Origin of the sequence: Shewanella sp. Arc9-LZ (assembly GCF_010092445.1) — a bacterium.
Lineage (GTDB): Bacteria > Pseudomonadota > Gammaproteobacteria > Enterobacterales > Shewanellaceae > Shewanella.
On the sequence record NZ_CP048031.1, the window covers coordinates 1,334,697 to 1,357,558 of the forward strand.

The 22,862-nt window shown below is 41.6% G+C and carries 19 protein-coding genes; 12 read left to right on the top strand and 7 right to left on the bottom strand.

What is annotated here, in order from left to right; translation table 11 throughout:
• Window positions 1-343 precede the first annotated feature (343 nt).
• The 5 genes from GUY17_RS05765 to GUY17_RS05785 all read left to right on the top strand — a co-directional run bounded on the left by GUY17_RS05765 (window position 344) and on the right by GUY17_RS05785 (window position 6,888).
• Window positions 344-772, top strand: coding sequence for a YqaA family protein (locus tag GUY17_RS05765; RefSeq protein ID WP_101085598.1), 429 nt, complete (start codon window positions 344-346; stop codon window positions 770-772).
• Window positions 773-838: 66 nt separating this feature from the next.
• On the top strand, window positions 839-3,682 hold the full coding sequence (locus GUY17_RS05770) for a pitrilysin family protein (RefSeq protein WP_162024292.1): 2,844 nt from the start codon (window positions 839-841) through the stop codon (window positions 3,680-3,682).
• A 345-nt stretch (window positions 3,683-4,027) separates the two neighbouring features.
• Entirely contained in the window at window positions 4,028-5,647 is a 1,620-nt protein-coding gene (gshA, locus tag GUY17_RS05775) for a glutamate--cysteine ligase (protein ID WP_162022562.1), read from the top strand.
• A 2-nt stretch (window positions 5,648-5,649) separates the two neighbouring features.
• Entirely contained in the window at window positions 5,650-6,084 is a 435-nt protein-coding gene (locus tag GUY17_RS05780; protein WP_162022563.1) for a hypothetical protein, read from the top strand.
• Between the two features lie 186 nt (window positions 6,085-6,270).
• Entirely contained in the window at window positions 6,271-6,888 is a 618-nt protein-coding gene (locus GUY17_RS05785; RefSeq protein ID WP_162022564.1) for a hypothetical protein, read from the top strand.
• A gap of 280 nt (window positions 6,889-7,168) precedes the next feature.
• Here GUY17_RS05785 and purK read toward each other — a convergent pair whose 3' ends face one another.
• Window positions 7,169-8,254: a 5-(carboxyamino)imidazole ribonucleotide synthase gene (gene purK, locus GUY17_RS05790; RefSeq protein ID WP_162022565.1), complete on the bottom strand. Its 1,086-nt coding sequence runs from the start codon at window positions 8,252-8,254 to the stop codon at window positions 7,169-7,171.
• On the bottom strand, window positions 8,254-8,745 hold the full coding sequence (gene purE / locus GUY17_RS05795) for a 5-(carboxyamino)imidazole ribonucleotide mutase (RefSeq protein ID WP_101085588.1): 492 nt from the start codon (window positions 8,743-8,745) through the stop codon (window positions 8,254-8,256). The genes purK and purE overlap by 1 nt, the downstream gene beginning before the upstream one ends.
• Before the next feature lie 304 nt (window positions 8,746-9,049).
• Here purE and GUY17_RS05800 point away from each other — a divergent pair, with 304 nt between their 5' ends.
• From GUY17_RS05800 to GUY17_RS05815, 4 genes are all read left to right on the top strand, one after another.
• Window positions 9,050-10,906: a VWA domain-containing protein gene (locus GUY17_RS05800; protein WP_162022566.1), complete on the top strand. Its 1,857-nt coding sequence runs from the start codon at window positions 9,050-9,052 to the stop codon at window positions 10,904-10,906.
• Between the two features lie 21 nt (window positions 10,907-10,927).
• Window positions 10,928-11,545 (top strand): sigma-70 family RNA polymerase sigma factor, encoded by a 618-nt coding sequence (locus GUY17_RS05805; protein ID WP_162024293.1) that lies wholly within the window; start codon window positions 10,928-10,930, stop codon window positions 11,543-11,545.
• Complete coding sequence (locus GUY17_RS05810) at window positions 11,542-12,390, top strand: hypothetical protein (protein ID WP_162022567.1); 849 nt, start codon at window positions 11,542-11,544, stop codon at window positions 12,388-12,390. Before GUY17_RS05805 ends, GUY17_RS05810 begins: the two co-directional genes overlap by 4 nt.
• A gap of 203 nt (window positions 12,391-12,593) precedes the next feature.
• Window positions 12,594-15,890: a S41 family peptidase gene (locus tag GUY17_RS05815; RefSeq protein WP_162022568.1), complete on the top strand. Its 3,297-nt coding sequence runs from the start codon at window positions 12,594-12,596 to the stop codon at window positions 15,888-15,890.
• Between the two features lie 124 nt (window positions 15,891-16,014).
• Here the strand turns inward: GUY17_RS05815 and GUY17_RS05820 are convergent, their stop codons facing one another.
• Window positions 16,015-16,452 (bottom strand): OsmC family protein, encoded by a 438-nt coding sequence (locus GUY17_RS05820; protein WP_162022569.1) that lies wholly within the window; start codon window positions 16,450-16,452, stop codon window positions 16,015-16,017.
• Window positions 16,453-16,758: 306 nt separating this feature from the next.
• Between GUY17_RS05820 and GUY17_RS05825 the strand changes: the two genes are divergently transcribed.
• Entirely contained in the window at window positions 16,759-16,950 is a 192-nt protein-coding gene (locus GUY17_RS05825; RefSeq protein ID WP_162022570.1) for a hypothetical protein, read from the top strand.
• 155 nt (window positions 16,951-17,105) lie between these two features.
• On the opposite strand, the gene GUY17_RS05830 is transcribed toward GUY17_RS05825, so the two are convergent.
• Entirely contained in the window at window positions 17,106-17,756 is a 651-nt protein-coding gene (locus GUY17_RS05830; protein ID WP_162022571.1) for a DsbA family oxidoreductase, read from the bottom strand.
• A gap of 425 nt (window positions 17,757-18,181) precedes the next feature.
• Between GUY17_RS05830 and raiA the strand changes: the two genes are divergently transcribed.
• Window positions 18,182-18,538, top strand: a complete 357-nt coding sequence (raiA, locus tag GUY17_RS05835; RefSeq protein WP_011636558.1) for a ribosome-associated translation inhibitor RaiA — start codon at window positions 18,182-18,184, stop codon at window positions 18,536-18,538.
• 332 nt (window positions 18,539-18,870) lie between these two features.
• Here the strand turns inward: raiA and GUY17_RS05840 are convergent, their stop codons facing one another.
• Window positions 18,871-19,923: a GGDEF domain-containing protein gene (locus GUY17_RS05840; protein WP_162022572.1), complete on the bottom strand. Its 1,053-nt coding sequence runs from the start codon at window positions 19,921-19,923 to the stop codon at window positions 18,871-18,873.
• Window positions 19,924-20,447: 524 nt separating this feature from the next.
• Window positions 20,448-21,173 (bottom strand): YebC/PmpR family DNA-binding transcriptional regulator, encoded by a 726-nt coding sequence (locus GUY17_RS05845; protein ID WP_059746407.1) that lies wholly within the window; start codon window positions 21,171-21,173, stop codon window positions 20,448-20,450.
• Window positions 21,174-21,780: 607 nt separating this feature from the next.
• Here GUY17_RS05845 and GUY17_RS05850 point away from each other — a divergent pair.
• Window positions 21,781-22,038, top strand: a complete 258-nt coding sequence (locus tag GUY17_RS05850) for a TIGR02922 family protein (RefSeq protein ID WP_101085570.1) — start codon at window positions 21,781-21,783, stop codon at window positions 22,036-22,038.
• Between the two features lie 101 nt (window positions 22,039-22,139).
• On the opposite strand, the gene GUY17_RS05855 is transcribed toward GUY17_RS05850, so the two are convergent.
• Entirely contained in the window at window positions 22,140-22,736 is a 597-nt protein-coding gene (locus GUY17_RS05855) for a TetR/AcrR family transcriptional regulator (RefSeq protein WP_101085568.1), read from the bottom strand.
• Between the last annotated feature and the right edge of the window lie 126 nt (window positions 22,737-22,862).

Below are 22,862 nucleotides of genomic sequence, written 5' to 3' on the forward strand. Positions count from 1 at the left end.
TATGAAGTGAGCGAATGACAAACAACGTTATTTTATTATAACTTATATGAATAACTGAGTTTGTTATTATAACTTTAAATTTTTTTACTATTTATTAACGAATTCGCGCTGTTGTTGCTCAATTTTTGTATATTGAGTTGGGGTAACCTTGCATATTTACGTAACAATGAACTGTATCGACATTATGTCTAAGTTGCGATTGAGATAATCGTGAGTGGTCTTTAGGGGTTACCGCGTTCAATATCTTCATATTGTGCTGTGCAGATATTCATTGTGAAGGTACGATAAAAATAAAATGAATAGTCATTGGAATGAATATGCTAGTGCACATTAAGATCTATCGATGACGAGTTTATGGTTAATGTTCAGCGGCGCCTTTTTCGCTGCAACACTGTTGCCTGGCGGCTCAGAAGTGTTACTGGTGGCATTACTTAATCAAACGCCATCTTTATGGTTCGAATTATTGATACTGGCCACTATTGGTAATACGCTTGGTGCGATAACCAGTTATGGTCTTGGTCGAGCAGGGCGGTTAGCCAAAAATCCACAAGATATTCAACGTCGACAATACCGCTATGCACTCGCATGGATAGAAAAATATGGTATGTGGGCCCTATTATTATCTTGGTTACCGATAATCGGTGATTTGCTATGTTTACTGGCTGGATGGTTAAAAATACCTATCTTACCAGCCTCATTATTTATGTTTATGGGTAAATTATTACGTTATAGCGTCATTGTATTGCTGATGACGTATACGTTTGAGTATTGATACCGCGTTGCTCTTGCAACGATGGTTATTTTTGTTTTAAGGAAGGAGTCGATTTTGAAACTAAATTTGAATAAATGGATGTTAGCAGCGGCCATCAGTGCTGTATTAAGTGGTTGCGCCTATGACGCGTATCAGTCGTCGAGTTTGCCCCAAGGCGTTACCTTAATTGAAACCGCGGCCCCGACAGAAAATCAAGTTAGCATTCCTTATAAAAAATATCAGTTAGCCAACGGCTTAACCGTGATTTTGCATCAAGATAAGTCAGATCCATTAGCTCATGTCGATGTGACCTATCATGTCGGTTCAGCCCGTGAATTAGCCGGTCGCAGTGGCTTTGCACATTTATTTGAACACATGATGTTCCAAGGCTCACAACACGTTGGTGATGAACAGCATTTTAAAGTGGTTACTGAAGCGGGCGGAACATTAAACGGCACCACCAATACCGACAGAACCAATTATTTTGAAACCGTGCCAAGTAATCAATTAGAGAAGATGCTCTGGTTAGAGTCTGACCGTATGGGCTTTTTACTGCCCGCCCTCACGAGTGAAAAATTCGAAGTACAACGTGAAACCGTTAAAAATGAACGTGCACAACGGATTGATAATCGTCCTTATGGCCGTTTAAATGAACGTTTTAACCAAGCATTTTATCCAGCGGGTCATCCATATTCTTGGCCTGTTATTGGTTGGCCAGATGATTTAAACCGCGCCACAGTTGATGATGTGAAACATTTCTTTCAACGTTGGTATGGGCCTAATAATGCGACCTTAACCATTGGTGGCGACTTTGATGAGATGCAAACGCTGGCATGGGTAAATAAATACTTTGGTGAAATTCCAGCCGGGCCTACGGTTAAGCCTGAAGCTAAAACCATGGTGACATTGGATAAAACCCGTTATATATCGATGGAAGACAAAGTACATTTACCGCTAATTTACATGGGATTCCCCACTGTTTACGCGCAACATAAAGACGAAGCTGCACTCGATTTGCTCGCTAATATTCTCGGTGGCGGTAAAACGTCACTTATCTATAAAAATTTGGTCAAAGATGGTTATGCGGTCCAAGCTGCGGTGAGTCATCCATGCCAAGAGCTTACTTGTCAGTTATCTCTTTACGCTGTCGCGAACCCGAGTAAAGGTGGCAGTCTTGCTGATCTTGAAACTAAAATAAATCAAACTATCAGTGAGTTTGAACAACGTGGCGTAACCGACGATGACTTGCAAAAAGTCAAAGTACAGTTCGAAGCCAACACTATTTTTGGCATGCAAAGTGTCGCCGGTAAAGTCTCTACACTTGCCGCTAATCAAACCTTTTTTGGTAAGCCAGACATGGTGGCAGCGGATTTAGCCCGTTATGCTAATGTCACCAAAGCCGATGTAATGCGGGTATTTAATACCTACATTAAAAATAAGCCAATGGTGGTGATGAGTATTGTGCCAGAAGGACAAACACAGTTAATCGCCCATGCGGATAATTTTGAACCGACTACTTTGCCTATCGCGCAAGAAGCGGTAACCGGATTATCTGATATCACTTTCGCTAAATCTTCATTTGATCGCAATAAAATACCGGCATCAGCCGCGGCGCCGATACTGACAGTGCCGCAATTATGGGACAGCAAGCTGGTAAATGGCATTAAAGTGATGGGCACTGAAAGTGACGAAACACCAACGGTTGAATTGCTTATTTATTTGGATGGCGGCCATCGTTTAACGCCCAATAATAAGGCGGGTCTTGCTGAGTTAACCGCATCTATGCTTAATGAGTCGAGTGCGCAACGCAGCAGCGAAGATTTAGCTGGAGCGCTTGATATGCTGGGCTCGTCGATTAGTTTTGGCGCCAGCGATTCACAAAGCTACCTTAAAGTGTCCAGTTTAACGGCAAACCTAGATGCCACGCTTGCTATCGTTAAAGAGCGTTTATTCAGTCCCGGTTTTGTTGCTGCAGACTTTGAACGAGTCAAGCAACAGCAGTTGCAAGGTTTGCAACATCAAATGTCCGATGCTAACTATCTAGCCCGTAGTGGTTTTGCTGCCTTGTTATATGGCAACAATAGTCCATTAGGGATCAGCAGTGATGGTACGATTAAATCAATATCGGCATTAACGCTAGATGACGTAAAGCAATTTTACCAACAGCAATACCGTGCAGGTAATGCTCAGATGGTTGTGGTATCAGACTTAAATCAACAACAAATAATGCCTAAGTTGTCGATATTTAATGAATGGCAAGGTGAGGCGACTCAGTTTGCAGCACTGCCTGCATTACCAACACACCTTAAAAACACCATTTATTTGATTGATAAACCTGGTGCAGCACAGTCGGTGATTAATATCGGCCAAGTGTCGTTACCGTATGATGCAACAGGCGATTACTTTAAAGCTTATTTGATGAACTACCCATTAGGAGATGCGTTTAATAGCCGTATTAATCTTAATCTGCGTGAAGATAAAGGTTACACCTATGGTGCGCGTACTCAGTTTGGTGGCGCAGAAGATACCGGTCAGTTTATGGCGTATGCTAGCGTAAGAAGCGATGTAACAGGGTTAGCATTAGCTGAGTTTGTTAACGAAATTAATGCATACCAAGCGTCGGGTATGACCGACGAAGAAAGTGCCTTTATGCGCAGTTCGATTGCGCAAAGCCAGGCATTAGAATATGAAACCCCGTATCAAAAAGCCGGTTTTCTAAGAATGATCCAACGTTATCAGCTCGATAAAAACTTTACGGCTAAGCAAGACAAAATTGTGAAAAACATTTCGACAGATGAGTTAAATAAACTTGCCAGTAAGTTATTAAATATCAATGATATGGTAATGCTGGTGGTGGGTGATAAAACCACCGTTGTACCTCAATTAAAAGCCCTTGGGTATCAGATTGAAATGATGACACTTGCCGACTAGTTGAACACTTGTTACTACAAGGGTTAACACTAGCCTTGAAATAAGCTAGTGTTAACCTCATATACATGAGATGTATACTTAGCTCAGTCTATTATAAATATAGGTTGAGCTAAATTATGTGCTTTAATCGTAATACCATACGGTGTTGGTTATTTTTGCAAATAAAAGATAATGTTTAAGGCTCTATCAACGGTGACAACTTGTGTTGCCGTTTTTTAATTTAACACCCATAAACACGCTAATTATACTGAGTTACATTTTTTTTCGCGTTTTCAGTAATAATCTCGTTTATTATCAGGTCTAGCTGTTTACTCGCAATGCGAATCCATAAAAGAGAGTAGTAAATTGAAGTCTTTCAATGAAAAAGTCGAACACTTAAGCGACACTCAAGGCCGTGAGGCTTTATTGGGCATGTTACGTGGTATTGAACGTGAAGCATTGCGTATTGATGAAAACGGCCATTTAGCACAAGACGGACACCCAGAAGCGCTCGGTTCTGCTCTGACCCATTCGCGCATTACCACTGATTACAGCGAAGCCTTATTAGAATTTATTACGCCAGTCTGTCACAGTATTGATGATTTGCTCGAGGGGTTAACGCAAACCCACGCTTACAGTGTGCGTAACCTTAACGGCCAAAAATTGTGGCCTGTCAGCATGCCATGTTACGTAGGTGAAGTCAGTGATATTCCTGTCGCACGATATGGCAGCTCCAATAACGGTAAAATGAAAACCTTATATCGTAAAGGGTTAACCCATCGTTATGGTGCATTAATGCAGATCATTTCTGGGGTTCATTTTAACTTTTCGGTGTCGCAAGATTTATGGCAACGTTTGTATGATGACAAGATGACCAACGGTGCCGCTTGTTGCAGTAAAAATATCAGCTTTGAAGACTTTATCTCAGAATCTTATTTTGGACTGATCCGTAACTACCGTCGTTTAGTGTGGGTGTTACCGTATTTATTTGGTTCAACGCCAGCATTATGCAGTTCATTTATAAAAGATCAAGACGTTGATTTCGAATTTAAAAAAACCGGTAAAGGGACCTTATACCTTCCTTATGCAACCTCATTGCGCATGAGTGATCTAGGCTATACCAACAAAGAACAAGACACGCTTAATATTAGCTATAACTCATTGCCTGATTATCTTGAAGGCGTTGGCGCGGCAATTAAAATGCCATCGAAAAAGTTTGAAGAAATTGGTATCAATGTGGACGGTGAATACCGCCAACTCAATAGTAATATTTTGCAAATTGAAAATGAATTTTACGCGCCAATCCGTGCAAAACGTGTCACCCAAAAAGGCGAGAAACCTTCACAAGCTTTAGCACGTGCAGGTGTTGAGTATATTGAAGTACGTGCCTTAGACGTTAATCCATTTAGCCCTGTTGGGATAGATGCAACTCAAGTACGTTTCCTAGACCTATTTTTATTGTACTGCTTATTATCGCCATCTGAAGATACCGATGCCGTCGGCGACGCAGAGATTGCCGCTAACTTGAAAGCCGTCGTATTAGAAGGCCGTAAACCTGGGCTTGAATTACAACGTAACGGTAAGACCATTAGCTTAACGCAATGGATGCACGAGTTATTTGGACAATTAAACACAATCGCGAAGCTACTCGACGGTGATGACAGCCATGCTTACCAAACAGCCTTAAGCACTTGGTCTGAAGCTATCGATGATCCAGATAAAACCTTATCAGGGCGAGTGATCAACGAAGTCGTGGTTAAAGGCACCGACCATAGCGTGTGGGTTAAACAACTGGCAAATGATTATCATGAATTTTTAAGCCATTACCCATTAAGTGATGAAGTCGAGCAAAGCTATGAAAACGAGGCTAAAAAATCTTTGCTTGAGCAGTACAGTTTAGAGGCTCAACCACAAGATAATTTTGCGACTTTCCTCGCTCACTATTTTAATGATCTTGTTCCTGCAGGCACTTTCGAGGCGAAGTAATCATGCAAGCTTATTCATCTTGGCGAGCACTGCTTGTAGCGGTAGCGGCATTAGCTTTACATGGCTGTGCTTCATCGCCAGATGAAATGGTAGAGTGCGGTACTGTGTCGAGTTATTTAGCACCTGATAACAGTGCCAACTTATACCGTGTCGTGGTCACTCACTTAGATGGCGTGGCGGTTATTTCAAGACCCAATTACCTATTATCGCCAGGTGAGCATGCATTTACAGTGGCAGAACTGATTAACTCACCAGAATTAAAAGTGTCATTATCGGCCCGTAAAGTGAAAGTGTTGACTGTTAATGTTGAACTCGATCAGCGTTATCATATAGCAGCTCAATTCAACACCGATAAAATCTATATTGGTCAGAATCAGGACTACTGGCAGCCAATCATTTGGCAAACAGAATCTCATCAATGTGAAATGAAACGATAATACCAACTCCATTCATTATGTGCTCAATCAGAGTCACTCAGTCTTTTCAGTTTGAGGCGCATTGTTGAAATAATGGGTGTTCCTTTATAAAACAATGCAATAAAAAATGTAACGATAATTGCATTGGTTTTTAATTGATGTAAAACTGAGCCCAGAATCAATATCTTAGGTGCTGGTAGAGGTGTTATGAAGTTTTTTTTAGGTGTCGTTAGCGCAATTGTATTACTGTCATTAGCAGGTTGTGCCACCTCGCCTCCGAAAGAGCCTGATAATCTGTGTGCTATTTTTAAAGAACACCGTTCTTGGTATGAAGCCGCAGTAGATACCCGTGAAAAATGGGGCGTTCCAGTACATGTCCCTTTAGCGATGATGTACCAAGAAAGTTCATTCAAACACAATGCCGCACCACCAATGGAATACTTTTTAGGTTTTATCCCCACCGGACGAGCCAGCGATGCTTATGGCTACGCACAAGCTAAAACCATGACGTGGGACGATTACGTTCGCGAAACCGGTAACAATTGGTCTAGCCGCAGTGATTTTGATGATGCGATGGACTTTATGGGCTGGTTTATTTACAAAACCCATAAAATTAATGGTGTGTCTAAGTGGGATGCTAAAAACCAATACTTAAATTATCACGAAGGCTGGGGCGGTTATAAACGTGGCAGCTATAAAGCCAAAAAATGGTTAACGCCTGTAGCCAATAAAGTCGACAAACGTTCAAAACGCTACGCTGCGCAATATCATCAATGTAAAGAAGATTTAGATTCGTCTTGGTTATGGCGAGTATTCTTTGATTAAGCTTAAGTATAAGTCGCTTTGTGCAGCGGCTTACTGACCACTGCGAACACATTTGACGTGGTTAGCGATTTTTAAGCGAAAGCCCTAGCTATTCAATGACAAGAAAGTATTCAGTCACAAGAAAGTATTCAATCACAAAAAATAAATCACAAAAACTCAATAACAAAAAAGGAGCCTAGGCTCCTTTTTTCGTGTGTCTTTAGGTAACGTCCGAATAAACAGATTTGATGACTTGTTTAATTGATTTTACAAACTAATTTAATCAGCCTGTTTAACCCAGCTATTGGGCAAACTCTGCCAAAATCCAATCTAATGGTGCTTGATATTGCTGTGGCATCCACGCTTTTAGTTGGCTAATACTGTCATCTAACATCGTTTTATTATGCACTGACAGGTTCAAGTGACCCACTTTGCGACCAACACGAACGTCTTTGTTGTACCAAAACAGTTCAGCATTTGGCAGGCTTAACCAACGGTCGTCTTTATCAACACCAATTAGGTTAACCATCACACATTGAAAGTTCACTTGTGGTTGATGCAAAGGTAAATTGCATAAGGCACGTAAGTGCAATTCAAACTGGTTAATGTGGCAACCTGCTTGAGTCCAATGGCCAGAATTATGCACCCGTGGCGCTAACTCATTTACCATTAAGTGTTCACCAACACGGAAACATTCCATTGCCATCACACCCACGTATTCAAGGCCATGCATGACCTTGCTTAACATGTCTTCAGCTTCAGCTTGCAAAGGTGCCAAGCGGCTTAATGGCGCGATAGAGGCCATTAAAATACCGTCTTGATGCAGGTTAAGTGCTAGTGGGTAAAATAAGCAGCGGCCATTTTGGGTGCGCACGCCGACTAACGACACTTCTTCATCAAAGTTAATCGCTTGTTCTGCAATGGCTTCGTTGCGCCAATCGGCAGGGATGGTTGTTGCTTCAGCCTGTTTAAGCCAGTGTTGACCTTTACCGTCATAACCACCGGTGCGACGTTTTAACAATACCCGTTCACCATAAGCCTTATGTAACGCTTCAGTGCTGGTATTGTCATCAACTAATTGCCATGGTGATGTGGCGACCGCTAATTCATCGAGTAGACTTTTTTGGCTAAAACGATCCGCTAAACGGCCAAACACAGGACCATTAATAAAATGTGGGTGTTGGCTGAGTTGTAAACTTAACTGCGACTCAGGCCATTGTTCACGTTCAGCGGTAATGATGTCGTCAGCTTCTAGCGGTAATTGTGCATCTGATGGCGTCATAATATCGACTGGGCGCACATTAATGCCTAACGGCTGACCAGCATGACTGAGCATGGCACCTAATTGACCGTCACCCAATACCCAAAGATTTTTTGGCAACGTCATTAGTCTTCTCTCGGATCGGGATTATCAAGGATCGAGCGAGTTTGCTCATCACGAAATGCTTCTAAACGCTCAGCCAAAGCGGCATCGCTAATCGCCAAAATTTGGCTGGCTAATAAACCTGCGTTAAACGCGCCGGCAGTACCAATGGCTAAGGTGCCAACAGCAATCCCTTTAGGCATTTGTACAATAGACAATAGACTGTCCATACCAGATAGCGCCTTGCTTTGTACTGGGACACCCAACACTGGTAAACGCGTTTTAGAGGCGATCATGCCTGGTAAATGGGCTGCTCCGCCTGCGCCACCAATAATGACTTTATAGCCTTTATCTGCAGCAGAACTTGCAAATTCCATTAGCTTGTCTGGTGTTCTGTGAGCTGAAACAACTTCAACATGATAAGGCACTTGTAACTTATCCATAATTTCAGCGGCGGCTTCCATTGTAGGCCAATCACTTTTCGAACCCATTACAACAGCAACTAGGGCTTGCATGTTAACTCCTTAACGTACTTATTCTATTAGTATATTTAGTTAATTTGCTCACTAGAGTACAGCGGCGGTTAACGTCAATATTAAGGCGATAAAAAAGGTGCTAGATAATAGCATAAGCCATGCTCTGTTGGCTTCATTTCAGTGTTTCTTGAGGCTAACACTCAGTTTCTAAATACGAAAACTACTTAAACACATTTTATATCAATAACCCTTTTGCTCATCGCGCTCGTTATTAGCTGTATGCAAAGTCACTTTGTTGACGTGACCAAAATGAAGAATCAGTCGATAGATGAGGAAAATAACCATGAACAATACCCATAAGCAACTCACTCGCAGTGTATTAGCCATCGTGATTAGTGCGATTATTATCGGTGGTTGTGCGCAAGAATCCAAAGACAGTGCGAAACAAAGTCAGCCACAATCTATCTCTACAATTCAGTCCACTTCTAAAACTCAATCCACTAGTGAAACTCATTCAACTCGACAACAAAATCCCGAGTTGCATGAGGTAGCAGGTTTAGTGATGGCATCTGAGCCACAAGCTGATTTATACCAAGGCTCAAAGGAGGTGCATCTCAGCGCTAAAGTCATGGCATCGTCAATGGCGCAGCGTATTGTGAGTCCTCAGCATGTCAGCGCAAGCGATCGCAGCTTGTTATTAGCACCTAATGTTAATGACAAATTTGAGTCGCTAGTACAAAACGGCAATATGGTAGCAGGCGAAACACCGGTATCGACGTTTTCAATTGATGTTGATACTGGCAGTTACAGCACTACGCGCAGATTAATCAGTCAAGGCCAACTGCCGGCAAAGAATAGCGTTAGGGTAGAGGAGTTAGTGAACTACTTTAGTTATGACTACCCAGCACCGACAACCACTGAGCAGCCATTTAGGGTTAATACTGAATTAGCACCATCACCGTATAATGCTGATACTCAGTTATTACGCATTGGTATTAAAGGCTTTGATGTTGCGCCTGATAAGCTTGGTGCGAGTAATTTGGTGTTACTGCTTGATGTGTCAGGCTCTATGTCATCTGCTGATAAATTGCCATTATTGAAACAAGCCATGCTGATGTTGAGTCAGCAGTTATCGGCGCAAGATAAAGTATCGATTGTGGTGTACGCCGGTGCCAGCGGTGTAGTGCTTGACGGTGTCGCAGGTAATGACTTTACTGCCATTAAAACAGCCCTAAGTCAGTTAAATGCGCAAGGTGGCACTAACGGCAGCCAAGGTATTCAGTTAGCGTATCAATTAGCGCAAAAACACTTTATCGAAAACGGCAGTAACCGAGTCATATTAGCTACCGACGGTGACTTTAACTTGGGAATAACAGATCATCAGCAATTGGTCGATTTCGTTGCCAGTCAAAGCAAAAAGGGTATTGGCTTATCAACGCTTGGTTTTGGTCTAGGTTCGGGTACTGCAAGTTACAACGACCATTTGTTGGAGCAATTATCGAATAAAGCTAACGGTCAATATGCCTTTATCGACACCTTAAATGAAGCACGAAAAGTGCTAGTTGATCAACTCAGTGCCACACTGTTAACTATTGCCCACGATGTTAAAGTGCAAATTGAATTTAACCCCGCAGTGGTGTCTGAGTATCGATTGATTGGTTACGAAAATCGCTTGTTAAATCGTAGTGACTTTAATAACGACGCCGTTGATGCAGGCGAGATTGGTGCGGGTCATACTGTGACTGCACTGTACGAAATCCGTTATAACGACAGCCATAATCGCCTAGTTGATCCGCTGCGTTATACCGCCACGGAATCAACGCAAATAGATGATGCTAAAGTTCATCAACACACTGTAAATGAAGTGGCTTATTTAAAGCTGCGTTATAAAGCGATTGGCGAACAAACCAGTCAATTAATCGCCTATCCTATTAGTCGTGAGCAGCAGCTGACTCATTTGCATCAAGCCAGCGATGACTTTAGGTTTGCCGCGGCAGTCGCTGGATTTGGTCAGCTGCTTAACCAGAATAATTATGTCCACGATACTGATTATGCTAAGTTAATTACACTTGCTGAGTCTGCAATGGGTCATGACCGATTTGGCTATCGTCATGAGTTTGTGCAAATGTTAAAAACTGCAAGTGTACTTGATAAGCAGGTTTTGATGACTGAACCTGATACTCGTTGGGTTAGCCAATAAATGCGTCACAAAAAGGATAAAATGGTGCAAACATCAATATACCCTAAGGATGAGTCGTTAATTCCCCAAGTGGGAAGTGACGAGCAACTGATGCTCGACTACCAAGCGGGCGACGTCCGCGCGTTCGAGGCCTTATACCTTAAACACAAAGGCCCTTTATATCGTTATTTTGTGCGTCAATTACATGACCAGCAGCTCGCCGAAGATTTGTATCAAGACACCTGGGGTAAGGTGATTAATGCGGCGAGGCAATATCAAGTCACCGCCAAATTCACCACTTGGTTATATAAAATTGCCCATAACTTATTGATTGACCATGTGCGAGCCGTTAAGCCTCTCGATAAAGTGACCCCGCTTGGCGAAGATCAAACCATGGACTGCTTACAAGCCGACGATCAAGCTTCGCCCGAGCCACAAGTTGAGCAACAGCAACAAGCCGATATGATGAAAAGCTGCATTGCCAAGTTGCCGCCAGTGCAAAAAGAAGCTTTTTTGCTCAACATTGAAATGGGCATGACCGCCGCCATGATAAGCGACATTGCTAATGTGACTTTAGAAGCAACTAAAAGTCGTATTCGTTATGCATATCATAGTATTAAGCAATGTGTTGCTAATCAAAGGCAGGAGACAACATTATGAGTCAGCAACAAGATCATGATGCAGAGTTCACTGCATTACAAACTGAAATCAAAGATGCTTATCATCAACAACCATTAGAGCAACCTTCTGCAGAACTTGATGAAGCCATATTAACCAAGGCGCGTTCGGAGGCTAATGTATCTAAAGGCAGTTCAGCTAAAAAATCAATCTGGCAACGCAATGCATGGGTGTACTCAAGTGCTGCCTCAGTGTTGCTGGTGGCGGGATTATTTATATTAAATCCAAGTTTGCAAAAAAACCTTGGTACTGACTCGGAGCAAAGCGTACCTGCTCAGCAGCCACCATTTAAGCAGGCCAAATCGACATCGGATGTACCTAAACTAACTGAATCACCAGTTGAAGATGCCGCAGCAGCAGAATCCGTTGCAGTGCAGGGATTGTCGATGAAATCGGCACCTGTAAATAATCAGTCAAGAAATCGCGATGTAGTCAGTGAAGCATCTGATAACAATCGGTCTGATAGCAATGGATCTATTGAATCTCAAATGGCAGATACATCGTCCGCGGTAATGAGTGCCGCGCCAGCACCTGCCAAAGTAAATACAGAAGCACAAAAGAAAGCATTAGAGCTGCAATCACGCAGTAATGCCAAGGAGGTACAGCAAGTGAAACAGTCATTTAATGGTTCGTTAAAAGGGGACATTGAGTTAGATACTGCTGATGTTGCCTTGGCTCGTTTAAAAGTATTAATGGTCGACAATAAACTGATTCAAGCTGAGCGTTATATGATCACCATAGATCAACGCTTTCCTGAGTTATCAGATCCGTCGCATCCACTTTATGAGCAATACCATAAAATTGTACTGCAACTGACTTCGCAGTAAGCAAAATACCAGAATACTAAGACGGTAAAATACCCACGGCTAAGCAATTATTGCTTAGCCGTTTTTTGTTCCCTGTAGAGGTTCGTTACATTTTTGTACTGCAACAATTGGCATAACTCTGATAACGTGAATCAATCAATAAAAATAGCCTACTCGATAACGCGTTATCTCTAATTATCGACTTTATAAGGAAGCTCCTCACCATGAAACTTCGTCGCTCCGTTGCGCATTGTATGTTGGCACTAGGCACTTTAGCGTGTTCATCATTGATATTCGCCAACGCCTCTAATCAAGGCTATTACCGCGCTCCTGCATTACACGATCAAACCTTAGTGTTTACTGCCGAAGGCGATCTTTGGACCACTGAACTCAGTCAAAACAATAACCAAACTAAAGCCAGCCGCTTAACCAGTTTAGCTGCTGAAGAGTTGGACGCAACCATTTCTAAAGACGGTAAATGGGTGGCATATACTGCCAATTATGAAGGCGCTACCGAAGTGTATGTTATGCCGATTCAAGGCGGCGTAGCTAAACGGGTGAGCTTTGAAAACAGCCGAGTACGTCTGCAAGGTTGGACGGCATCTGGCGAAGTATTGTATTCAACCGACAACGCCTTTGGTCCGGCTAACTTTTGGGTGCTTAAAACCGTTGACCCACAATCCTTAACCATTACCGATTTACCGTTAGCTGACGCAGTCGAAGGCACCATTGATGATAAAGGTGAATATGTTTATTTTACCCAATTTGGTCTGCAAGTTAGCGGCGACAATGTCAAAGTGTATCGCGGCGGCGCTAAAGGCGAAATTTGGCGTTATAAGTTAGGCAGTAAACAAGAAGCACAACAGTTAACCAACGCCCACGAAGGCTCGGTTAAACAGCCAATGCTATGGAACCAACGTGTTTACTTTGTCAGTGACCAATCAGGCAATGACAACATTTGGTCAATGACCCTAGATGGCAAAGACATTAAGCAACACACTCAATATTCCGACTGGCAAGTGCGTGACGCCCAGCTTAATAATGGCCGTATTGTGTTTCAGCAGGGCGCCGACATTAAGTTACTTAATCTAGCCGATCTTGCGGAATCAACAGTAGCCATAGAGCTTACCAGCGACTTTACTCATCGCCGCGAGCAGTGGGTTAACGACCCAATGGATTACGCCACCTCGACAGTATTTTCTCATCAAGGCGATAACGTCGTCATAACGGCCCGTAGCCATGTAGCTATTGCCAGCAAAGACGGTCGTCGTTTAGTGCAAATAGATTCACCCGCCGATAGTCGTGTACGTGATGCACTATTAAGTGATGACGGCAAATGGGTTTATGGCATTAGCGATGCGTCTGGCGAACAAGAAATTTGGCAATATCCTGCCGACGGTTCTGCCGGTGCTAAGCAACTTACTAAAGATGGCAGCACTTTACGCACCAGTTTATCGTTATCACCAAATGGCCGTTATTTAGTGCATGACGATTACATGGGTAATGTGTGGTTACTTGATTTAAGCCGCAACAATAACCAAAAAATCATTAAAAATGGCGAAGGTTTAGGCCCTTACCAAGACATAAAATGGTCTGGCGACAGTCAATTTATTGCGCTAACCAAGGCTGAGATTGGCAAACAACGTCCGCAAATTGTGTTGTATTCCATTAACGAGTCAAAATCACAAACCTTGACTACAGACAAATACGAGTCTTTTTCGCCTAGTTTTAGCCACGACGGTAAATGGTTGTATTTCTTGTCTAACCGCGAATTTAAAGCCAACCCTGGTTCGCCTTGGGGCGACCGTAACATGGGGCCGATATTTGATAAACGCACTCAAGTGTTTGCCTTAGCATTAGATGCTAAAGCATCATTTCCGTTTGCCAAACCAACCGAGCTTACCGTTAACAAAGACGCTAAAAAAGCTGACAGTAAAGACCAAGACACCCCAGCAAAAGTCAAAGTAGAGTGGGACGGATTAAACCAACGCTTATGGCAAGTGCCAGTTGATGCAGGTAACTACAATAGCTTAACCGCAACCAAAGATAAGCTGTATTTATTAGATGGCAGCCAAGATAAAAGCGAGCTAAAACTGATTAAGTTTGACCCGCTCAATATTAAAGTCGACACCTTTGGTGAAGATGTCGGCCAATATTCGTTATCAAAAGATGGCAGTAAAATCATGCTGCGCAAACAGTCTGATCCTAAAAGCCTTATGATTGTCGATGCCGGTGACAAACTGCCCAGCGATGTATCGCGCGCCAAAGTCAGCACCGACCAATGGCAATTAAGTATTTCTCCGCAGCAAGAATGGCAACAAATTTTTGAAGATGCGTGGTTAATGCATCGCGATTCGTTTTTTGATCCAAAAATGCGCGGCGTAGATTGGCAAGCAGCTAAAGCTAAATATCAACCTTTGGTAGACAGACTGACCGATCGTAATGAGCTGAATGATATTTTCACCCAAATGATGGGTGAACTGAACTCATTACATTCACAAGTACGAGGTGGCGATATTGCCCAAGATGCCGATGCAGCCAAAGCCGCTGCATTAGGGGCAAGGCTGACACAAACCGATAGAGGTGTGGTGATAAGCCATATTTATCAAACCGACCCTGAGTTGCCGTTGTCGGCATCCCCATTGGCACGCATTGAGGTTGATGCGAAAGAAGGTGATGTGATTGCGAGTATCAATGGTAAGAAAATCACTAACATTGCCGATGTGACTCAACTACTGCGAAACCAAGGCAACAAGCAGGTGTTGCTCGGTTTAGTCCGTGGTAAAACAGTCATCAATACCATAGTCACTCCCCATGATATTGGTACCGATGCCAAGCTACGTTACCTTGATTGGGTTGAGCATAACGGCGACAAAGTGGCCAAAGCCTCTAAAGGGAATATTGGTTATTTACACTTGTATGCCATGGGCAGCGGTGATGTCGAAAGCTTTGCTCGCGAGTTTTATACCAATTACGACAAAGATGGCTTAATCATCGATGTTCGTCGCAATCGTGGTGGCAATATCGACAGTTGGATTATCGAAAAACTGTTACGCCGTGCATGGGCATTTTGGCAGCCAACTCATGGCAGCACCAACGCAAACATGCAGCAAACCTTTAGAGGCCATTTAGTGATATTAGCCGATCAAATGACCTACTCAGATGGTGAGACTTTTTCTGCCGGAATTAGAGCGCTAAACATTGCGCCTATTATCGGTAAGCAAACTGCGGGCGCTGGAGTGTGGTTATCGGGTCGCAATTCGGTGACCGATAAAGGCATGGCACGAGTGGCAGAATACCCACAATATGCCATCGATGGGCGTTGGGTTGTTGAAGGTCACGGGGTTGAGCCAGACATTGAAGTCGATAACTTACCTTATGCCACTTTTAGCGGTAAAGATGCACAACTTGATGCTGCTATCAGTTATTTGAAAGATGAACTAGTACAACAACCTATTGCGCCATTACAAGGCTTGCCAATGCCAAAAATAGGTAAAGCAGCTGACATAAAAGCCAAATAACTTTAAATTGGCTTCAGTAAACCAATAAAAAATAACCCTCTCAGCGTCATGTTGAGAGGGTTATTATTAAAACTTAAAAATTTTAATACTTTAAAACAGTAAAACAGTAAAACAGTAAAACAGCTTAGTGCTTTATTTCAACTTCGCATGCTAACGAGTTAGCAATAAAGCAATTTGCATGGGCTTTTTCATGTATCTTCGCTAACGTTTCTGCGTCAACTTCAATCCCTTCTGCAAACGTCACTTTAGGCACTAATGTCATTTTAACCACGGCGACTTTACCTGCTTCATTTTTACCTAAATCAGCAGTAGCATTATCAACATAATTGGCAACAGGCAGTCGCTTTAAATGGGCAATCGCTAAAAAGGTCAACATGTGGCAAGAAGACAAAGCAGCCAGTAAGCTTTCTTCTGGATTCACTTTATCGGCATTGCCTTTGTATTCAGGGGCTGATGACGCTTGAATCGTTTGCCCTGTACCAAACTTAACCTCATGGTCGCGATTAAACTCACCTTCCTCACTTGGTGAGGACTGCCAATTTACCGTTAATTTAAAGCCCATTTTGTACTCCCCAAACCACATGAAAGTGGTGTTTATAACAACTTAATTTAGCGTGTATTACCCTGAAAAGCGGTCACTCACCAAACGGTAACACATCTCTATTGATTCAACACTAGGCGTACCTTAATGTCCATTAATTTGAGCTAAATAGTCAAACCGAAACGACCACTACATGTGGCGAAATCGATACAAACAAAATTGATAAAGCCTTTTCCATTGAAGCGATTTAAATACCATTTAAATCAGCTTTTTAGATGGATTTATTGCTATTTAACTATCTGTTTTAAAACAACGAAAGACTATCTATTGGTAATCAATGCATATGCGCTGTGTTATGCCATCTACCACGTCGATATTGCGTTAGCTACCGATGATAATGAATTTAAAATAGCGACAGCAGATTGGTCGACAATTGACTTTGGCGCAATAGTTGGTGATGACGCTGTGACTGAAGGGGTGTTGAAAACCTTAGTGGAAAAAGGCGCCAACATGCTTTAATGCCACAAGCGCCGGTACCTATTGCTATACGGTGACAGGTTCAAGCACTGAATCGCCAACCTTATTAGTTACCAAGTTGAACTAGGCTTAAGTGATTGCCTCGTAAAAAACAAAACCCAGCTAAAGCTGGGTTTTGTTTGTTTAATGAAAACGGCTTAAGCTTCTTCTGTAGTCAGTTTGGTAATCAACTCAGCAATAGTGTCGGGATCTTGTGCGCCAGAGACTAAATATTGTTGATTAAACACAATGGCAGGTACGGCTTGAATTCCGCGGCTGATCCACAGTTGCTCTTCCTCTTTTACAGCAGCTTCAAAGCGTTTGTCGGTGAGCACAGCACGAGCCTCATCAGCATTTAACCCTACCTTTGTTGCAGCTTCAATGAGTACTTCAATGTCATCTGGGTTTTTCTGCTCAGTAAAATAGCTGCTAAACAGCGCCAATTTCAAGTCAGTTTGCTTACCAGACTCGGCAGCCCAATACAGTAGCTGGTGGGCCAGTAACGTGTTGTAAATACGTGATGAGTCGGAAAAGTTAAACTCAAAGCCTAAATCGGCACCCATTTGGGTTAACCGTTGACGATTTTGAGCACTTTGCTCAGGTGTTGAACCGTATTTTTCAGCAATGTGCTCGCCTAAATGTTGCCCTTCAGGCCCCATTGCTGGATTTAACTCAAACGGATGCCACTGCAATGTAACTTCTAAATCATCAAATTTGCTCAATGCTTGTTCAAGTCGGCGATAACCGACAATGCACCACGGACACATTACGTCGGAAATAATGTCAATTTGGAGCTGATTAGTCGTCATAAATGTTCCTGTTAATGATTAATTCGACTTAATTTAGCTAAGTCTACAAAAATAAAATGAGTATAGTTGCTTATAAATTAACTGTTTTTAGCGGTTAATTGATTGGTTTACCATCACTTGTGTAAACAACACAAAAGTTGCAACCTTTGGGACTAAATTGTGTCTATACTTAATCAGTAATCTGATGTTTAATCAATGTAAGGGTTAGGTCAATTAGATATACCCCATGCACGTTTATCAATGTTGTCGCTGTTAAAGTATACAAGTAGATATAAAACACATTATAGGCTTGAGTACTTGTGATACAAAGCACACGTTCCATGTCTAAATATGTCAGCCTGCATTTGTACAACAACACTATTTATGTCAGCATGCAATTGTAATACGCAATACATTTGGCAAGTAAATTCTTTTAAGGATAATCTATGAAAATAAATCTTTCTGGTCACCATGTTGATGTTACTGATACTGTCAAACAACACGTAGATGAAAAATTCGCTAAAATAGCTAGCCATTTCCCGACGCTTATCTCGCTAGATATCATCATAGCTAAAGAGCATGGTGAATATGATGTTGAAATTAGAACTAACTATGAAGGAACTCGCATTGCTGCCAAAGGTACTGACTTAGTCATGTATCCCGCTATCACGAGCGCCGCTAAAAAATTAGATGCGGCACTAAAGCATCGTAAAGGCCAATTAAAAGCAGATTTACATGAAAAACCAGATGTAACTGCACCTGAAATCGCTTACGAAAAAGTTCAAGAAATGGACTTACGTTAACCCTAGTCGTTTATTCAACGATATCCAAAACGCAGCCTAGGCTGCGTTTTTTGTTAAAGCATCATAAAAACTAACCTTGTCCAGTCATAACAACCTAGCAACTAAAGCTAACTTCAACTTGCTAGAACGCTGCATTGCTAAAAAGCTAAGCGCAGTAAAGTATCAATACATTCGTTGCAGCTTGTTAAGTTTGTAAAGCATCTGCGCTATCGCTTTTATAGAATCTAGCCGCGAAGCGTTCTAGCATTTAGCATTTATTGTTGGATATAAAACAGTACAACATTTATGTGATGGAAAACACTCCAATCGGCTCATAGGTCGATAGAGCCTGCTTACTGAGGATATACTTGGTTTCTGCCATTCTTTTTCGCTTGATACAAATATCTGTCGGCATTGTTGATAAGCTCATCAATAGTTTGGTTATCGGTTAACTGTGAAATACCCATACTGATGGTTAGGCTAATCTCTTGCTTATGAAAAAGCACCTTATGATGTTGTACATTAGTACGAATTTTTTCAGCAATGATAAAAGCTTGTTCCGCCGAGGTTTGCGGCAGAATAAACAGAAACTCTTCGCCACCCCAGCGTGCAACGCAATCTTGTTGCCTCACACTTTGTTTAAACACTTGCGCTAGCTCGGTAAGCACGATATCTCCGCAATTATGACCGTATTTGTCATTGACCATTTTAAAATGATCAAGATCGCACAGCAAAACGGATAATGATTCGTTGTTTCTTGATACTCTTGATTTTTCCTGCTGTAAAATAGTTAACGCATTACGTCGGTTAGCCAGTGTCGTTAATGGATCTGATAACGCGAGTTGTTGATATTTTTTACTGAGCTTCAGCGCACTATTGTAGGATAACATTCTTGAGTATTCATATAACGCAGAGAGAAAGGTGGTGGTTAAAAATGACAATAGTAACCGGACTTTAAACTCAGTTGAATAGGTTGCATATTGAGGCATCTCTATCGGTGAAAACATAATAATAGCGACAACACTTATGAAAAATAGCAGGTTAATCAGACCATAACTTAACCCCAGTACATAAACGGAAACTGGCGCCACAATAAATATCCACAGTGGACCGGTTTGTTCCACCCCGCCAGTAAAGACCAAATAGAACATCAGTAAATATAACGAGTAAATGATAATAAAAGAGCTCAGGTTAAGCTTGTTGTATTTTTTTAGCGCCACGTAAGCCAAACAATAAATAATGCTGGAGACAAATAGAGTGATGGTTAATACATAATTACTGTTAAATAAGCTTATTACTCCCATCACAAAAGTCATCAACATTCCGACCAATGAAAACAGGGATATAACGTGAGTTTGCTGAAGTTCTCCGTTACTTTTACTTTCATTTTTAATGAATGTTAGCAATGGGTCATCCTTTAAATGTTTGGTGCCGATATGACATTTGAATTGATTTTAGCGATGTTAGCTATTCAAAAATAACATGTATAAAGAGTATTATTTAGAGTGACATGAAATGAGCTATTATCCAATGATCTTTTTTGATCATGCTTAAAGTAATCAAAGCGGTAACATCGGTAAGGGTGATAACCCCTAATGCATTGCTAATAAAGTGTTCGGTGCATTATTAGGCAGATAACAACGATGAAAAGCGCATGCTTCACTTATACGTCGATCACTAAAAAGTTATAGCAACATAAAGCTATAGCAACATAAAGCGGGAAGGGGATTGTTTTAGACTGTTGAACTTTTAGCGTTTCAGCATTATCGTTTTTATAGAATTTATCAGCGAAGCGTCTTGGCATTTTAACATTGAGGCGTTTAGGTTGTGGATCTTGAGAGTGAAAAAAAGACGTGACGGCTTTAATAGAAACAAGCTGAAAAGTGTTCTAGTACGTAGGCTTAGAACACTTTAACAGCCTAAGTTTGAGTTATTCGTCGTCGTTAATATCTGCATTGTGGTAAACGTTCTGAACGTCATCACAATCATCAAGAGCGGCTAAGAACTTTTCAAAACTTTCAATATCTTCACCAGTAAGTTCAGTCATGGTTTGAGGCACAAATGCTAAATTCTCTACCTTAAAATCAATCTCTGGAAAGGCTTCAGTTAACACAGTGCGCGCATTGTTAAACTCTGATACGGGTGCAAATACACTGATGATGCCATCTTCTAGCTCTACATCGGCAACGTCGACATCAGCCATCATAAGCAATTCAAGAATAGCTTCATCGTCTTCGCCTTCAAACACAAAAACGGCTTGATGTTCGAACATATGGCCAACAGTACCAGGGCTACCTAACTTGGCATCATTTTTAACAAATGCTTGGCGAACCTGAGTAAAGGTACGGTTACCGTTGTCTGTTAAGCAGTCAACAATCACCATGCAGCCGCCAGGACCAAAACCTTCATAGCGGGCGGTATCATAATCTTCACCACCACCACCACGAGCTTTTTCAATGGCACGTTCAATAACGTGTGCCGGAACTTGATCTTTCTTCGCGCGGGCAATCAAGCTACGTAGTGCTAGGTTGCCGTCTGGGTCGACGCCACCTTTAGCGCAAATATAAATCTCTTTACCGTAACGTGAGTAAATTCGTGTCTTTTGGCCAGCGGTTTTCGCCATGGACTCTTTTTTATTTTGATATGCTCTGCCCATCTTAATCTCGTTTTATTAAATGTTTAAGGCTAAAAATTGTCATCGATTCTAGCAGGAATAAGTTGTGCTGTTTAGGTGCTGGTTCTAAATTTTGCATAAATAATCTTTTAGCAAAATAATAAAAGGTTATCAAACAGTCCTTTGCCCTAGTCACTAGTTGGATTCACTTACCATAGACCTGCCTTTGCCAAGTAAATTTGCACTGTTTGTAAGACAACAAAAACGATGTCGATGATCTACTTGAAATCATCTGACTTTTTGAACGGGCCTATTTATCATCCCGAGATGAGGTTTAGTCGGTTTGTTTACATTGTAAATACGGTAAAATAAAGCGCTAGTGCTTCGCACTTACAGGACATAAGTATTCATATTTACACATCAGATGTGTTAAGTTTATGTATCATGAAGCTTCAATCGATAATACAATTTAGTAGAGTATTAGCGTATAAAGCCTAAATATAAAAATAAGAAAAAGGATTTCAATATTGGGTTAACTCAATATTGAAAGTCCATAGTTTGATCCATTTTATCCTGAGATGAATTGATGAGTTAGATGATCAATATCATTTCTACACTTAATTAGTATGCTAGAAATGAGAGTCCAAATATGAAATCTGAATCTGCTGAAGGTCAAACGTCAAATGCGACGGTGACTATTTTGTATTACGAAGCCCCTGTGGGTTTAGAAATGCATAATGCTGTGATGACCGATCTGCAAATCAGCCAAACTGGGCGTGTAATGATCCCTGAATCATTTCGTCGAGGTAAATCTATTATTGCGGTATTAGAAGGCGAGTGCAAAATACTTAACTCACTGGGTGAGCGAGTGTATTCGCAACGAGTTATGAGCAAAATAGACAATTAAATGAACCTTATGTAAAAAAAAGACACGTAAAGTGTCTTTTTTTTTGTAATTTTTGTATGTGTTGCCTTTCACGCATGAGCTAACGGCAAGAGTTAGGCATGCTAGTTTAGCGACTCGCAGCGTAATAAGTCGGCCAACAGTTTATCTGCTAAAGGCTGTAATACTTGCTCATGAGGCTGGGTGTGAGCTACCGTTCGTAAACCGTAAATTCCCATCACTAAATACTGTGCTAAAAATTGGCTGTCACAGTCTTGAGCTATTAGCTTCTGCGCTTTTGCTGTATCGAACACCATTACTAATGACTGCTGCCATAGCTGCAAAAACTGACAAGTCATTTGTTTAATTTGCTCATCTTGCTCGCCCATCTCACTGAGTGACTTGGTCAGTAAACACGCCTGAGTAGCATCACAACTTAAGCATTCTTGTACAATTAAGGCTAAATAAGCCCCTAAGTTGTCTACTGCTGAACGGTCATTAGCAAACAATTGCTGAAACTGTTCATTGCGATCTTGTTGGTACTGCTCAATAGCCGCAATATACAAGCCTTTTTTATTGTCAAAAGCGCAATAAATTGACCCCGGATGTAGCCCCGTTGCTTTAGTGAGATCTTGCATGCTGGTTTTAGCGTATCCATTCACTAAAAAGGTGCTCATGGCAGCACGTAAAACCGTTTCTCTATTAAATTCAGCGTGTCTCATATCTGGTCACTTCTGGTCAACATCAAAGCGTGATAACTCATAACGCTCGAGTCTAACTAAATTTGATCGATTATTCAAAAAATACTTGAATGTGTATTCAATTAAGATTAATCTTGAATGTATATT

What these genes read in the sequence shown, in the direction of transcription:
- GUY17_RS05765 (WP_101085598.1), top strand. Translation starts at nt 344, where the DNA reads ATGACGAGTTTATGGTTAATGTTCAGCGGCGCCTTTTTCGCTGCAACA.
- GUY17_RS05780 (WP_162022563.1), top strand. Translation starts at nt 5,650, where the DNA reads ATGCAAGCTTATTCATCTTGGCGAGCACTGCTTGTAGCGGTAGCGGCA.
- GUY17_RS05785 (WP_162022564.1), top strand. Translation starts at nt 6,271, where the DNA reads ATGAAGTTTTTTTTAGGTGTCGTTAGCGCAATTGTATTACTGTCATTA.
- purK (WP_162022565.1), bottom strand. Translation starts at nt 8,254, where the DNA reads ATGACGTTGCCAAAAAATCTTTGGGTATTGGGTGACGGTCAATTAGGT.
- purE (WP_101085588.1), bottom strand. Translation starts at nt 8,745, where the DNA reads ATGCAAGCCCTAGTTGCTGTTGTAATGGGTTCGAAAAGTGATTGGCCT.
- GUY17_RS05800 (WP_162022566.1), top strand. Translation starts at nt 9,050, where the DNA reads ATGAACAATACCCATAAGCAACTCACTCGCAGTGTATTAGCCATCGTG.
- GUY17_RS05805 (WP_162024293.1), top strand. Translation starts at nt 10,928, where the DNA reads ATGGTGCAAACATCAATATACCCTAAGGATGAGTCGTTAATTCCCCAA.
- GUY17_RS05810 (WP_162022567.1), top strand. Translation starts at nt 11,542, where the DNA reads ATGAGTCAGCAACAAGATCATGATGCAGAGTTCACTGCATTACAAACT.
- GUY17_RS05815 (WP_162022568.1), top strand. Translation starts at nt 12,594, where the DNA reads ATGAAACTTCGTCGCTCCGTTGCGCATTGTATGTTGGCACTAGGCACT.
- GUY17_RS05820 (WP_162022569.1), bottom strand. Translation starts at nt 16,452, where the DNA reads ATGGGCTTTAAATTAACGGTAAATTGGCAGTCCTCACCAAGTGAGGAA.
- GUY17_RS05830 (WP_162022571.1), bottom strand. Translation starts at nt 17,756, where the DNA reads ATGACGACTAATCAGCTCCAAATTGACATTATTTCCGACGTAATGTGT.
- raiA (WP_011636558.1), top strand. Translation starts at nt 18,182, where the DNA reads ATGAAAATAAATCTTTCTGGTCACCATGTTGATGTTACTGATACTGTC.
- GUY17_RS05845 (WP_059746407.1), bottom strand. Translation starts at nt 21,173, where the DNA reads ATGGGCAGAGCATATCAAAATAAAAAAGAGTCCATGGCGAAAACCGCT.
- GUY17_RS05850 (WP_101085570.1), top strand. Translation starts at nt 21,781, where the DNA reads ATGAAATCTGAATCTGCTGAAGGTCAAACGTCAAATGCGACGGTGACT.
- GUY17_RS05855 (WP_101085568.1), bottom strand. Translation starts at nt 22,736, where the DNA reads ATGAGACACGCTGAATTTAATAGAGAAACGGTTTTACGTGCTGCCATG.